This is a genomic window from Fimbriimonadaceae bacterium (assembly GCA_019638775.1).
GTDB lineage: Bacteria > Armatimonadota > Fimbriimonadia > Fimbriimonadales > Fimbriimonadaceae > JAHBTD01.
The window spans coordinates 38,080-53,354 of the sequence record JAHBTD010000001.1; the positions used below are offsets into that span (position 1 = coordinate 38,080).

The window sequence follows — 15,275 nt, forward strand, 5'->3', positions numbered from 1 at the left end:
GCCAGACTCGTTAGAAGCTAGTGAAATCTTGTTGTACACGGATGCTTGCCTAATAGATACCCCTTCGGTTGAGTACAAGGTGCAAGCGGTCGCACCTAACATAGACTCCCAATATCCGACTTTTTAGAAGGCAAAGTGGAAGTGCTCGGCTTGAGCAGTTGCATAGTTGTGGCTGACAATGACATTCACTCTTCGTGGCGTTCAACAAACGTGCGGAGGATGTCACTGTATGAGTAGAATTTCGTCGTCACTAAGACAAGATTCTTAGATCTCACATACTAGCAGTGCTCCAATTAACTAGATTTGGGAAACTCACGAACTTCGAAGTGCCACCTATCTGATTTCAATTACTACATGTCATAGAAGCGCCCTATTGATCGGTGCGGATTACATGTCTTAATTACTATGCTGTTTTTAGGGATCGACTTGCGTCCAAGATGGGCACCCATTCTAGTCACAAGCGGTAGATCCTGGTCTGACATACTGTTGACATACCGTGCACTGTTCTGTGGCGTGCTCTGAGGGGCCCTGTAAGGTTGCCTGCGAGCCTGGACGAACACACAGTCCATCTTGTAAGCGGATGGCCGCTTATCCCCGATCCTGCTTGCTGAGTGTTCGAACTGCGTCCAAGATGGGCAGCCAGTCTTTTTGAGTTCAAAAGTTCTCTCATCCCAACTAGGACATCGAACTCTACACCGATCCCTACCGAGCGGCTTCAGGTGCTCGCTACACCTATGCAGGTCTTGGAGTGGATGAGCTTACACGACTCACTCAATGGGCTCTAAACTTGATGGATCGTGTCGAAGTACACGGACCCGTAGCCACCGCACCAAATCATCAATAAGCGTGTGCATGATCGGAATGTCGACTAGTGATAGAATCGTGCCCGCGATCAGACCTCCGACAATGACAGTCCCCATCGGCTGGTAAGCATCCAAACCAGACTTGGGCTTGAATGCAATCAAGGCCATAACGATGACCGTAATGATAGTGGTCATGAGAATGGGCCTGAGTCTTTGTGGGCTCGCCTTAATCACGGCAACGTTTCGCGGCATTCCCTTCTTTCGATAGTCAATGATCAGGTCAATCATGAGGATCGCGGTGACAACGTCCATCCCGCTTAGGATGATCACACCCATGATTGAGACCGTGCTGAAAGCATGATGCATGAGCCAGAGCATCACGAAGACGCCGGATAGCTCTAGCGGAAGGCTGAACATCATTTGCAGCGGCTGCAAGAAGCCTTGGAACTGCGCAACTAGGATCAAGTACATTAGGACAAGCGCAATCGCAAGCCCAGTCAGAAGCACACGGAACGAGTCCATCATCTGCGTCATGTCCCCACGTGCTTCGATTGCGTAACCAAGAGGCCAGTTGAGTTTGGCTTGTGCTTGCATCTGGAGGTCCATCGTCACATCCATGCTCGGTCTGCCGTCTTTTCGGTAGTAGCCGCCAAAGTTCAACGCACGCCTTAGCTGATCGTGTTCGATCAGAGAAGGGGCCAACCGCTTCTCGAAGCGTACCAACTCCTTTAAGGGTACTTGCCTCCCTCTGGAGTCGGCTATAAACATAGAATCCAGCTTGCTCAAGTCATCCCTGGCGTCCTCTTGGTAGCGCACCTGGATCGAAATGGGACGTCGGTTTGGCAATCGGTAGAAGGTTTCAGTAAGCCCCCCGCGCAAAGCATAGTAAGCCTGCTGACTGATGGCAACGGACGAAAGGCCGTGAGCCGCCGCCTTTGCCTTGTCGACGACCAAGTCGTACGTCGGCTTTGACATCTCCCAAGTAAGGAACGGTTGAGCGATATCAGGTTTGCCCGTTCTTGGATTAACAACATCCTTCTTCGCAATAGCCATCACCTCCTTGCCAAGCTTGTCCAGGGCATTCAAGTCATCGCCGACAATCACAAGTGCAACAGGAGCCAAGGCTGTCGCCATGACATCGCTTCCCATCTCTTTTAACTGGATGCGCCGAATTCCTGGTATCTCGGACATCGCCCTTTCATGGATTCGGTCGATGATTCGCCAAACATCCGGACGCCCACTGTCCTTGTCTGAAAAAGTGAGCATTGCGGACGCCCCATTTACCATACGCATCCCATATCCTGTGTAAGCAACATCTTGGGGCATCCCCGGCCCTGCTTCGTTTCCAATCTCAATGCTCGCCTTGCGAATCCAACCCTGCCGACCGCCCTCCTCTGCCATGATCTGCTCAAGCTGTCGTACTCCACCCTTCGTTGCGGCAAAGCTCGTCCCTGGCTGCATTTCTAGCTGCATAGAGGCTTGCCCGACATCGGCAAGCGGCATCATTTCGCTACCGATAAAGTAGTAAAACCCGAAGCCGATCATCACCGTGACAAGCACACGGACCATATTCGCAAACCTATGCCGCAGCAGCCAGCGTATCAGCTTCTCATAGCCGTGCTCCAGCCGTTTTAATCCATTGTCGAAGGGGGCAAGAATAAGCTGGCTAAACCAAGTTATCCGACGAGAATCTGGATGCCGTAAAAAGCGTGAGCATAAGACCGATGTCAGGGTCATCGATACAAAGTAGCTGAAAGCAACGCCAAAGATAATTGGCCAACAAAGGCCCACGAACATCAGTTGAGTAATCCCGCCGGAGAACAAAAGAGGGACCAATGCGACGATCAGAACAACAGTTCCCGCAAGCACCGACTTCCGCACCTCACTGATGCCGTCGATCGTTGCTGTCCGCACATCCTTGCCCAATCTCATATGACGTTCCACCGCGTGGATGTCAATGATTGCATCATCAACGAGACGTCCGATCGAAATCAACAGCCCGATCAGCGTCGAAGAGTTTAGGCTAAATCCGAACGCTGCCATGAACAGGAGCGTCATCGCCATCGACGTTGGGATTGCTGTGAGGGCAATCAGCGTGCCCCTCCACTCGCCCAAGAAAAGAAGAACGGCTATCCCTGTCAAGACCACGGCAATGATCAATTCATGCGTCATGTTGTCGAACAAAATGTCAACAAAGCTTGCGTTGTTGTAGGCGACTTCCAGACGGATCCCTGGATAGTCCTTCTCAAGCTGACGCGCAATCTTCAGAGCAGCTTTGATCGTGACCGGTGAAGAGGCGTCAGGGTTCTGCAAGATATGGATCGCAAGAGCGTCCTTGGGCTCACCGTCTTGTATATAGCGATAACCAGACCGCTGTTCAACCTCCGTGTCCAGCACCTCGGCCACATCCCCAATCTTCACGACCTGAGTTCCGTCGGCTTTTATAGGGTAATCCGCGACGTTTGCGGCTCTCTTGGCAAGAGTATCGAGCCGGAAGACGGGTTCAGAGCCGCTTTGTGTGACATGCCCTGCAGGTTTTGCCACGTTGTATCGGTCGATCGCGTCCTTGACGTCAATAATGGAAAGCCCTACGCTCTTAAGCTTTGCCGGATCGACCCTTACTTGGAGCTGTCTTCGATGTCCACCGAACGTACTCACCGAATAGACATTTTTGCTAAGGGTTTTAAACCGATTCAGAATCTGATTGTCCGCCAAGTCCCTAAGCTGGGTGTCTGTCCAACCTAGGCTTTCATCCCCGGTGAGCGCTAACGTCAGAACTGGTAGATTGAGCGGGTCCACCTTCACGATAAAGCTCGGCGTCCGGTTAGCGTCGTCCCCTGGCAATTCGCCTTTCGCAGACTCCATCAGCGCTTGAACCTCGGTGTACGCCTTCTGCATGTTGTGCCCATAAGGGAACTCCAGGACAACCATGCTAAACCCGTCCTGACTGACGGAGCGGATGTAGCGGACGCTCTGGATCGAGATCATCTTCTGTTCGATCGGGGAGCTGTAATACGTCTCCATATCCTCCGCGGAGAGCCCTGGCATTTCCGTGACGATGCCGATGAGGGGTGACTCAACGTAAGGCATAAACCGCTTTGGCATCAGTTGGCTGATCGCGAGCCATCCCAAGACCAATACCGCCAAAAACAGGGCGACCACTCCATACGGATTGTCGACCGACCATCGGACGATGCCACCCTCACGTTTCGTCTCGGGCGGTTCGTTCACTCGGGTTCTCCCTTCTTCAAAGGAGTCAGATCCATCTTGCATATCGGGCAAATGCCAGGCGTGTCCGCGATCACTTCCGGATGCATCGGGCACGTGTATTTCTGGCTTGCTGCATCTCCGGTTGCAGCCTGTCCACCCGTATTGAGCGGCTTCGTCGGTTCCGTCCCAACGGACGCGTGGTCTTCATGATCCGAGCTACCGATTTTATTAGGTTGCTCCTCCAAAGCGCTCTTGGCTCGCTCCACTGGCTTTACTGCCGCTCCAGGAAACAACTCGTCATCGCCACGGGTCGTCACTTGCTCGCCTGGGTCAAGCCCTGAAACAATCTCTGTGAAGCTTCCATCGTGAAGCCCTATCACGACTTTGCGGCGTTGGACGGACATGTTCCCACGAGCGTCGCGCGGAACCAGCTCCATCTTGCAGATCGGGCAAAGACCAGGCCCCTTTTGGGAAACTTGGGGATGCATCGTGCAGGTGTATTCGGCGTTGTTGTCAGTTTGCGCTTTGCCTTCATGAACAACCCAGACGAAACGTGTTCCGTCGCTCGCAGTCTTTACGGCTTCATTGCGAACCGACAATCGCCTTGAAGGCTTGTCGGTGAACACCTCAATCTCCGAATAGCTGCCGACATCCCAACCCTTGCCCGGACTGTCAATCATGACTTCCACTCGGAAAGTCCGCGACATATCGTCAACATACGGAAACACGCTTGAAACGGCACCTTCAAGAATATGGCCGTTGGTCTTAATCCGGGCTGGCGAGCCCGGGGTGACTTTGCCTGCGTAGCTTTGCGGCAGATCTGCCTGCACGCGGAGTTTGGATGTCGACTTTATGCGCAGTATCACTTGCCCTGACATGACTGGCGTGCCTGGACTGACAACGCGCTCTGTCACGACGCCTGCCGATAAGGCGCGAAGCTCGACATAGGACGCGACCGTCTTCGCAGAGTCTGCTTTCGCAGACACTGCCGACGCATTTGCGGACTCTGCCGCCGCTTGTCGGAACGCCGTTTTCAAGCGGGCTTCTGCTTCTGCGATTGCCGCTCGCATCGCCGACAATCCGTTGCGTTCAGCTTCCAAAGAGGACTGGGCTGCTTGCACCTCGATCGATGCCGTTTCCACAGCGGACTTAGCCTGCTGCTCTGCAGCCCTTGCGCCCGATAGCCGTGAACGCACTGTGTCGCGGGTTCTGACCATTTCCTCAAACTTGATTTTGGGGACGGCACCCTCCTCATAGAGCGAGCGATATCTCTTGACATTTTCCTCTGCCAAGGTGAGCTCAGCGATCTGCTCGTCGATCTCGGCTTTTCGGCGGGGGACTTCGTCCCGTGCCTCTTGCAGGCGAGATTGGGCAGCCCTATGTTTGGCCTCAGCGCCACGTACCTTCGATTCTGTCGTTTTTAACTCCGCTTTGGCTCTCGCTACTGAAGCCTGCTCCTGGGCAATCATGGATTGCATCGCGGACGACTTCATCCGAGCAGCTTCTGCATCAAGCCCTGCTGCAACTCCTTGACTGCCGAGTTCGTGGGCTTCCACCATCCCTAAGAGCTGTCCTGGCTTTACCGAGTCCCCAGGATAGACCTCAATCTTCTTGACAAGGCCGGCAACTCGGGCAACGACATCCTCATCGTTCAGAGCTTGGACCGTTGCCGGAAAGGTGGCGCTCCCCCCAATCATCCGCTCAATAGCAAAATCTGTCTCGACCGGGAACGTCCCTACTGGCGCTTTCATGGTCGTCATATCCATAGATTGCGCTTCGATAACGCTCATCGAACCTCGCGGACGCAACGCTTTCACTGTCCAGACAACGCCCAGGGCAACCGCTGTTAGCAACAAAATGCTAAACCACTGCTTCTTGAGAAATTGAGCAAACAAACTCATCATTAACCTGCCAATATCTGCATGCAAAGGTTGGACAGGCCAAGGCCTGCCCAACGCGATGGAGCTTAAAGGGCTTTGCCGTCTTCGAACTTGGCCGGATCGGCCTTGAATTCGTCGGGGCATGAACCACAGCAGAAGTAGTAGCGCTTCCCGTTGTAGTCTTGGTAACCCACCGCCTTCGACTTGTCCTCAACGACAGTTCCCATCACAGGGCAGAGTATCTGGCCTTTATCATTGGTGAAGGCCGCAGGAGTCGAAGGCACAGGCGTGCTAGCCGCACTGTCTTCCCCCTTCGCGGGCGAGGGTGTGTCTGCAGGCTGCGAACATCCCACGATAAACACGGCAAAGAGGGTGATTAACCCTATAATTGTGAGTTTGTTAGTATTAGTGGCAAATTTCATTAGTCTTCTCCGGTCGGGGTTCGCGCAAGCGAACGCGATTGACAAACGTCAAACTGCCGGAGGAGCCCTTCCAGGCCGAAGCAAAATCGGACATTCAGGGGGTGGCCCATGATTAAAGGTGATTATCTCGGTTGCCTTTTGAATGACAGGCCAATCTAGGATATCGTCTGGTGTTAGCAAAGCGGCTATAAGGGTGCCGAACGGAGGCAAGGTGACCTTGCCTCCAGTAATCTGCTGGATTTCGGATGCAGAGACCTTGGAGCAGTCACACTTCTTTGCCGCCTCTGAGCATGCACTTTTGCAACAAGGCAATTGTGGGCCCATATCCTGGCACACAACTACCCTAGAATCGCATTGTCCCCAACACGACTGAGCAATGACGGCCTGGGTAAGAAATACCAGCGCCGCCACGACCAGATGGTGTAACTCTGCTCGTGAGGACATATCCACATCAATGCTACCAGACGGGAGATGGTTCCCTTTCACATCGCTCACCCAGTCGCGTTTTGTCGTCGTTTTGCTCAAAAAACTTTGTGAAAACTATCGTCGGTAAAGTAAGTCGCATGTGAAGCGATCAGCATAAGAGTGCTTGCAGACCCTGTTGGCAAAGTTTCTCAGTTTTCGAACTGCATCCAAGACTGGTAGCCAATTTTCTTTCTCCAAAACTTGCTTCTTCACGAAGTTGTACTTTGTTCACACGAGCGTGCTTCATAATTTGGGATTCCAAGTCGGATCAAAAATCAACTGCTTAACAGCGCGGATTCTCGCGCCCAACAGTAGCCGGATATGACAGTTGTCATAGCGCGCCCTCTGCCTCCTCAACAGACTTGTCTTGGTGGCCCCGGATAGCTGTGGCCAAGGAATGGGCATTGATATTTCCAAGGATCATTCAGGGTGGCATGGGCATCGCAGTTTCGTCTTGGCCCCTCGCTTCAGCTGTTTCCAGAAGAGGCCAGCTCGGGGTCGTTTCCAGCTCTGGATTAGACGCTGTTTTGGCACGTCGGCTACAAATGGGTGACCTCGGCGGACACTTACGACATGCGTTCGATCACTTCCCAATCAAGGAGATGGCTGACCGGATTTGGGCTCGTTATTTCATCGAGGGTGGCAAGTCCCCGTTGGCCGCCTTCAAGTCCAAGCCTCTCCCAGCCATCCGACCTTCGCAGGCTTTGCTTGAGCTGATCATTCTCGCAAACTATGTGGAAGTGTTCCTCGCCAAGCGCGGACACAATGGGCTGGTCGGGATCAATTTGCTTGAGAAAATTCAACTCCCGACCCTGCCTTCGCTCTACGGCGCGATGCTCGCCAAAGTTGATTACGTGTTGATGGGGGCTGGAATTCCCCGCGCAATCCCTGCCATCCTCGACCAGCTTTCCCAGCTAAAACCTGTGGAGCTGCCGCTCGACGTTGTCGGAGCAGACCAGACCTACTTCACAAAATTTGAGCCTAAAGAGTTTTGTCCAGCCGGGACAACAGAGCTTCCACGCCCTGAATTCCTCGCGATCGTCTCCTCCTCCGCTCTGGCCTTGACGCTGGCAAGAAAGTGTACGGGCAAGGTGAATGGCTTTGTGGTCGAGGGAAAAACTGCCGGTGGGCACAATGCGCCCCCGCGTGGCGCCCTCGTGCTTGACGAGGCAGGCGAGCCCGTATATGGACCTCGCGATAACCCCGATCTGGGACAATTCCGAGAGATAGGGTTGCCGTTTTGGTTGGCGGGATCGTTTGGAAACTCGCTCAAACTGCACGAAGCTGTCGAGACTGGGGCGCAGGGTATTCAGGTCGGCACAGCGTTTGCCTTTTGCAACGAATCGGGGCTGGATCCAGCGATCAAATCGCGAACCCTTCACCAGAGCCTTGAGCATCGTGCCCGAGTTTTCACCGACCCGCTTGCATCCCCAACGGGCTTTCCCTTCAAAGTACTGCAATCCGAAGGCACACTATCCGAGGAATCGGTCTACGAAGATAGGGAGCGGATTTGCGATCTGGGATACCTTCGCGAACTCTACCAAAAGGAGGATGGGAAAGTGGGATATCGATGCCCAGCAGAGCCGCTCGACGACTACATCAGCAAGGGCGGTGATCCTGCAAAGGCTGTGGGTCGGAAGTGCGTATGCAATGGGCTTTTTGCGACCATAGGCTTGGGCCAGGTTCGGAAAGAAATACCCGAAGCGGCCCTTGTCACGGCAGGGGACGATGTGCAGAACATCGCCCAATTCCTCAAGCCCGGACAGGATTCCTACTCGGCTGACGATGTTATCGACAGTCTCCTTCCCGCCGCTTCGCCAGATGAACCGCCTACTCTGGCTGTGTAGATGGAGAGATCTTCACGCATGCCTTCTTGAATTCTGGGATCTTGCTGAGGGGATCATAGGCTCGAATAGTCAGGTTGTTCGCTGCTTTCGGTCCTGCCCAATGGTAAGGAATGAAGACTGTGTCGGGACGGATCGTTGTCACGACCTTCGCCTTAAGAACGACCTCACCGCGCCGACTCTCAACTCGCATCCACTCCCCATCCTTGATCCCATACTCTTCAGCAAGCTGTGGATGAATCTCGACATAGGGATCGGGACACAAGTCCACCAACGCACCGATGCGGCGCGTTTGCGTACCGCTGAGATAGTGCATCACCACCCGCCCAGTCGTTAGGATCACCGGATATTCCTCGTCCGGCTCTTCGGCACTGGGACGATATGCGGTTGGGTGGAAATGAGCTTTACCGTCGGGTGTGTGAAATTTGAGGTCTTCAAATAACCGTGGTGTTCCGGGATGTCCGATCTCCGGGCAAGGCCAAAAGACGCCCATTTCGTCAACGACGCGCTGATAGGTGATGCCGTAATAGTCGGCAGTACCACCTTTGCTGGCGATGCGAAGTTCGTTAAAGATGTCTTCGGAGGTCTTGAAGTGACTGAAGTATTGACCTCGTCCGAGCTTCTCCGCAAGTGTGAGGATGATTTCTGTATCAGCCCTGGCATCCCCAGGAGGATCGACGGCCTTATTGATCTTGATGACGCGGCCCTCGGCGCTGGTGCTAGTGCCCTCTTCCTCCTCGTGGAGTGAACCGGCCATGACGATGTCGGCATGGTGAGCTGTCTCGTTCAAGAAAAAGTCGATGGCGGTGTAGTGCTCCAACTTATCGAGGGCTTCGCGCGTGAAATTGGAGTCCGGCAATGAAACGAGCGGGTTGAAGCAGATGCTGATAAGGGCCTTAATCTCCCCGGCGTGGATCATCTCCATGATCTCGGGAGCGGGGTGGCCCTTGCCAGGGAGCTCCGGTTCGGGGATTCCCCACACATCAGCGATGTACTTCCGATGCTCTGGATTGGTGATGTCTCGGTTACCGGGCAGCTGGTCGCACTTATGCCCATGCTCACGTCCGCCTTGTCCATTCCCCTGACCAGTGATCGTTGCATAGCCGCAGCCGGGCTTACCCAAGCGTCCAGTGGCAAGAACAAGGTTGATGCAAGCGAGGACATTATCGACACCTTTCGTGTGGTGCTCGATCCCGCGCGCATGCAGCAAGAAAGATGTTTTGGCCTGGCCCCACATTCGGGCGGCAGCGACGATGTCCTCCACATTCACACCGCTGATTCGGCTGGCCTCATCCAAGCTCATCGCCAAAGCCGTCTGCTTGGTCTCCTCCCAGCCTGAGGTGTAGTTGGAGATGAACTCTTCGTTGGTAAAACCTTCTTCAATCAGGACTCGTAGCATTCCAAGCAGAAGCGCCGAATCAGCGCCCGGCCTCACCGGAAGATGGAGTGTGCAGGTTCGCGCGATCGGGGTCACCCGAGGGTCGATCACGATCAGCTTTGCGCCCTTGTCGCGGGCGCGCCAGACATAATCGGTGGTAATGGGGGAGCATTCGGCTACATTCGTACCGATGCAAAGAATGACCTCGGCGGTTAGGATGTCTTCCCAAGAGTTCGCCGCTCGGTCAATGCCAAAAGCTTTTTTGTTTCCTGTCCCCGCGCTCACCATACAAAGCCGGCCATTGTAGTCCAGTTCCTTGGTTTGAAGAGCAACTCGGGCAAATTTCCCGACCAGATAGCTCTTCTCGTTAGTCAGTGAGACTCCAGAAAGGATAGCGACAGCATCCTTGCCATATTTCGCCTGGACGCGCTGGATCTCACTCACCGTCGTGGCGTATGCCTCCTCCCATGAAATCGGAACAAATCCCTTGCCTTCCACACGCTTCATCGGGTGCATAAGGCGGTCAGGGTGACTGCCCTGCATATAGCGCTTGATTCCCTTCGGGCACAGTTTGCCGCGATTAAATGGAAAGTCTTCCCACGGTTCAAAGCCGATCACCCGGTTATCTTTGACCTTGAGCTGGATACCGCACTGCTGGCCACAGAAGCAACAATGGGTCTTGACAAGCTTGTCCGGTTCGCCCCGCCCAACCCAACCTCCCGGCGGGTCGTAATTCAGCGTCGGGCCGAACTGCTTCTGTAACTCTTCGATGGTAATCGGCGGGTGGGCCATACCCAAATGTTGGCTCTCACACGAGCGCGCGTCTATGACGCGAATCATGCCTCGGTAACTCCACGAAAAAAGACTCCGAATATGACCGCAGTCATAGCGCACATACGTCTCCACGCCTGAGAATCAGCCTAACGGTGAGAGAAATCTCCCCGTTAAGGTGCAGAAAAATGGCAACGCGACATGCGGTTCCTGGCAGATTTAAGAAGCCCAAACCTGAAGAAGAGGTTCGAGTTGTACGAACCACCGACAGTCCGAACTGTACGGGAGCTTGCGGCTGGCTTGCCACTGTTATCAATGACGTCATTGTGGATTTGAAACCAGCTGCAGACTATCCGTGCCAAGAGTACAACCCCCGAGGTTGCCTGCGTGGAATGTCGATGACGCACCTCATCTACGGGCCGGACCGCATCAAGGCCCCTCTCATCCGCGATGGCGCTCGTGGAGAGGGGAAATGGCGGACAGTGACGTGGGACGAAGCTCTGGATTACATCGCCGGAAAGATGATCCACATCCGCGATAATTACGGCCCGGAAAGCATGTTGCTGTTCAATCAAGTGGTCGGTACGGGCTACGTCCAGAAGGGTGCGCAAGTGCGGATGGCGGCTCTTCTTGGTATGTCCTTCGCTACCGCCTATGATTTCAATGGCGACATCTCGATGGGCTTTACGCACACGGTGGGTATCGATTGTGTCGAATGCGAAACGAAGAGTTGGGGGCATTGCAAGACCGCAATCTTGTGGTCGAGCAACGTTTTCCAAACCCGCATTCCCGACGCCAAATTCCTGACGACCCACGCCAAACAACGCAACAACTGCCAGATCATCAGCATTGATCCCCGGTGCAGCCAGACCGCCAAAGGGGCCGATCAATGGCTGCCCATTAACCCCGGAACCGATGCGGCACTCGCCCTTTCGATGTGCCAAGTCGTGATCGAGAATCAGCACGTCGATTGGGAGTTTGTCAAGAAGTACACCGACTTTGGCACCTTGATCCGCGACGACAACGGGGCCCGTCTTCGTGCCTCTGATGTTGGTATGGGAACGGAGGCGGAGTTCATCGTTTGGGATGAAGGCAAAGATGAGCTATTCAAGCTCCCGATGGAATCGTTGAAGCTCCCGGACGACATTCGATTTGCCTTTCATGGAACTCGCGAAATCAAGTTGAAGGATGGGGGCACGATCAAGGTCACTCCCGTCTATCAACTCCTCGAAGACATCGTAATGCGGCAGGAGTATTCGCCGGAACGGGTCGCCGAAATCACCGATATCCCCGCTGCAACGATCCGCGACATCGCCATTCGCTACGCCACCGAAAGGCCAAGTTCGATCATTATCGGCATGGGGATCAACCACCGACTGCATGGTGATCTCACCATCCGGGCGATTCTCCTTCTCTCGGCCCTGGTTGGGGCACATGGCAAGCCGGGTGAATCGGTCTCCATCTACTCTGGGCAGCACCACTTTCGGCTGGATGTGTCCAGTTGGTGGTTCCCAGACGGCAAACGGCCGAACGGCGTGCCGATGCATTACTTCGTCATGGGCAAACCCACAGAGACGATCAACCCCAAGATCAAGTACCCCAAAGATGGATTTAAAGCGCTCTTTGTCTCGCACGGCAATCCTTTGGTTACTGAGTTTTCTGGTCCGCTGAAAGAGGCTATTGACAAGCTTGATCTCTTTGTGACCATCGACTTTTCGATGTCGCCGACATGCGAATATTCCGACGTCGTTTTGCCCGCACCTACGTTCTGGGAGAAAGTAGATTTGGTCGGCACCAGTTGCCACCCCTATCTTCAAATTCAGCAGGAAGTCTTGACTCCCCGATACGACAGCCGTACGGAGATGTGGATGGTGCGCGAACTGCTAAAGCGCATCGACCCCAGCCTCAACAAGTACTTCGATCTCAACGAATTTGACGCGATTGAGATGATGCTCAAATCGGGTGGCAAAGAGGTTGAGGGGATCACCGTCGAACAGCTTAAAGAGGGTCCGGTGCGGCTGAACGTTCACGACCCCGAATGCGGGCTTGACGAGCAGTTCCACGAAGACAAGCTCTTCCCGCCCCGAGCCTATCCGTTCCCAGAAGGCGTCCAGCGCGAATTTCTCAAGACGGGCCGCATGGAGTTCTATAAGGAGGAGGAGATTTTCCAGAAGGTTGGTGAGAGCGTCCCAATCTTTAAGTGGGCATTCGAGCATCTGCCGGAAGATCAGCAGAGGATGCCGCTTGCCATCGTGACCCCCCACTCGAAATGGAGAGTCCATTCCACCCACAGCAACAATACGTTCCTGCTCAACCTCAACCGCAAGCCAGTGATCGAGATCAACCCACGCGATGCTGCAGCGCGAGGCATCGCCGACGGCGACCAGGTTGAAGTCTTTAACGACAACGGTTCTTACCAACTGTGGGCGCTGATCACTGAATCGATCAAGCCTGGCGTGGTTTGTGTGGACCACGGTTGGTGGGATCGATATCTCGGTGGGGGCAAGTATCACAGTGTCCATACCCACCAAAAGGTCAAACCGACCCACGAGAACTATTATCTCCCTGCCGTGTATGCCCCTGGGCAGCACTGGAAAGACACCCGTGTAGACATCAGGAAGGTGAATGCGTAATGGCACGAATGTCCATGCTGGTCGACCTCACGCGGTGCATTGGTTGCGATGCTTGTACGATGGCATGCAAGCAGGAGAACGGCACTCCAATGGATACGTTTTTTGCCCGTGTGCTGAACGTCGAAGTTGGTGAGTATCCGAATGTAAAACGGGTCTACATTCCCGTCCTTTGCAACCACTGTGAGGATGCTCCTTGCCTGAAAGCCTGTCCCAACAAAGCGATCGTTCGTCGTCAGGACGGCATCGTCTTGATAGACCAAGATCGTTGTCGAGGGACCGGAGCATGCGTCTCTTCATGCCCGTACGGAAACATCATTTTGTCGCAGGTCGACGGTTGGTATCTGGACGGTGAAGAGCCCTATGAAGAGGAGTACGTCAAGCCGAGACTGAAGCCAAACGTCGCCCGAAAGTGCACTTACTGTGCGCATCGAGTGGATGAGGGTTTGAAGCCCGCTTGTGTGGTGGCCTGCCCAACAACAGCCCGCATCTTCGGCGATTTAGATGATCCTGAAAGTGACGTTTCTACTTACATCGTTGAGCAGGAGCGCTTGACTGGACGGAAGCCGTTTCATCTGCTTCCCCAAGCCGGGACCAAACCAGCCGGATCGTATCTCGGCACGATGGCTGACCAAGAGGTGAAGACCACGGGTCAGGCGGCAAGCCCGGAAAACCCACTCAAGGCCACTGTTGAAGCACATGCCGACGGAGGAAATCTGTAATGTTCAGATGGCTGTCTTTCGTCATTCTCTGTAGCGTCGTGACCCTTGGCCTCGCTCAAACTTCCGACCTTCAAAAGACCGCTTCCGAGCATAAGGATGTCTTCTCAACTTCGAATTGTATGGGTTGCCATGGACAGAACGGAATGGGCGGTCTCGGCCCTCCGATCGTGAAAGGATCGCTTGAATATGAGCATTTCTTGAAGGTTGTGCGAGAAGGCAAGGGAATGATGCCTGCAACCTCCAAGGCCGATCTTTCTGACGATAAACTGCGTGCGATCTACGACGAACTGCAGTCGAAAGCATGGCTGCCCCACGAGATCCCGATCGCGTATAAGGTGGGCCAGTTTCTATCGACGAAGAACGTTTCTCGCATCTTCCTCGGAGTGTTCCTATTCGCCGCAATCTTCGCTATCCGTGGCTTGGGATTGTGGTTCAGAGCTGCTGGCTTTGCTCAACTTTGGCCACGGCTGCTGAAGATGGGGCTGTTCAAATCGTTGGGTATCGCCATGAAGGCATTCATCGTGGATGGCTTCTTGGTGAGTTCGCTCTGGAAAAAAAGCAAACACCGCTGGCTAATGCACGGACTGATCCTTTACGGTTTCTGCGGGCTGCTTGCCGCCGACATCCTGATGGCGATCTACAACCCAACGCGCAGCCAACTGCCCCTCACCAATCCTCTAAAGCTCCTGCCCGTTCTCTCTGGCATTGCCGTGTTGATGGGTGTCAGCTTCGTCATGGTCCGCTATCGCAAGGACAACTACATCGACAACGGCCTGACTCTCGGGAAGGACTTCCTTTTCGTGAATCTGCTCTTCCACACGGTCGTCAGCGGGTTCCTGACAGTGGTCCTAAAGAGATTCGGCATCCACGACTGGGTGATGACGATCTACCTCTATCATCTGGCCTCAATCACTTTGCTGATCGCCACGGCACCGTTTACGCGCTTCCAGCACGTTTGGGTCGTGCCGATTATGGTCGCTCTCACACGATTGACGGATGCTGTTGCCGAATCGGGCGTCGATATCGGATTCGAGCGGGAACCGTCGCCCGGACGGCATCACAAGTCTGAGCGGATCGCCGCCAACGTCATGGAGCAGCTTGGACCGGAGTACGACGGTCCCATACGCCTCCGCTACTACCCCTAGGTGCC

Annotated in this window: 8 protein-coding genes; 4 read left to right on the forward strand and 4 right to left on the reverse strand. The window is 54.3% G+C overall.

The window, feature by feature from the left end:
• Positions 1–767 precede the first annotated feature (767 nt).
• The 3 genes from KF784_00150 to KF784_00160 form a co-directional block, all read right to left on the reverse strand.
• Positions 768–4,034, reverse strand: a complete 3,267-nt coding sequence (locus KF784_00150) for an efflux RND transporter permease subunit (GenBank protein MBX3117445.1) — start codon at positions 4,032–4,034, stop codon at positions 768–770.
• On the reverse strand, positions 4,031–5,917 hold the full coding sequence (locus tag KF784_00155; GenBank protein ID MBX3117446.1) for an efflux RND transporter periplasmic adaptor subunit: 1,887 nt from the start codon (positions 5,915–5,917) through the stop codon (positions 4,031–4,033). The genes KF784_00150 and KF784_00155 overlap by 4 nt, the downstream gene beginning before the upstream one ends.
• 62 nt (positions 5,918–5,979) lie before the next feature.
• Positions 5,980–6,315, reverse strand: coding sequence for a YHS domain-containing protein (locus KF784_00160; GenBank protein ID MBX3117447.1), 336 nt, complete (start codon positions 6,313–6,315; stop codon positions 5,980–5,982).
• A gap of 899 nt (positions 6,316–7,214) precedes the next feature.
• Between KF784_00160 and KF784_00165 the strand changes: the two genes are divergently transcribed.
• Positions 7,215–8,627 (forward strand): nitronate monooxygenase, encoded by a 1,413-nt coding sequence (locus KF784_00165; GenBank protein ID MBX3117448.1) that lies wholly within the window; start codon positions 7,215–7,217, stop codon positions 8,625–8,627.
• On the opposite strand, the gene KF784_00170 is transcribed toward KF784_00165, so the two are convergent.
• Complete coding sequence (locus KF784_00170) at positions 8,611–10,842, reverse strand: molybdopterin oxidoreductase family protein (GenBank protein MBX3117449.1); 2,232 nt, start codon at positions 10,840–10,842, stop codon at positions 8,611–8,613. The genes KF784_00165 and KF784_00170 overlap by 17 nt on opposite strands.
• A gap of 119 nt (positions 10,843–10,961) precedes the next feature.
• On the opposite strand from KF784_00170, the gene KF784_00175 reads away from it, so the two are divergent.
• From KF784_00175 to KF784_00185, 3 genes are read left to right on the forward strand one after another with little or no spacing between them, the layout of a single operon-like run.
• The gene (locus KF784_00175; GenBank protein ID MBX3117450.1) at positions 10,962–13,406 is read left to right on the forward strand and encodes a molybdopterin-dependent oxidoreductase; all 2,445 of its coding nucleotides are present in this window, start codon (positions 10,962–10,964) and stop codon (positions 13,404–13,406) included.
• Positions 13,406–14,125 (forward strand): 4Fe-4S dicluster domain-containing protein, encoded by a 720-nt coding sequence (locus KF784_00180; protein ID MBX3117451.1) that lies wholly within the window; start codon positions 13,406–13,408, stop codon positions 14,123–14,125. Before KF784_00175 ends, KF784_00180 begins: the two co-directional genes overlap by 1 nt.
• Entirely contained in the window at positions 14,125–15,270 is a 1,146-nt protein-coding gene (locus KF784_00185) for a cytochrome c (GenBank protein MBX3117452.1), read from the forward strand. The genes KF784_00180 and KF784_00185 overlap by 1 nt, the downstream gene beginning before the upstream one ends.
• The last annotated feature ends 5 nt before the right edge of the window (positions 15,271–15,275 follow it).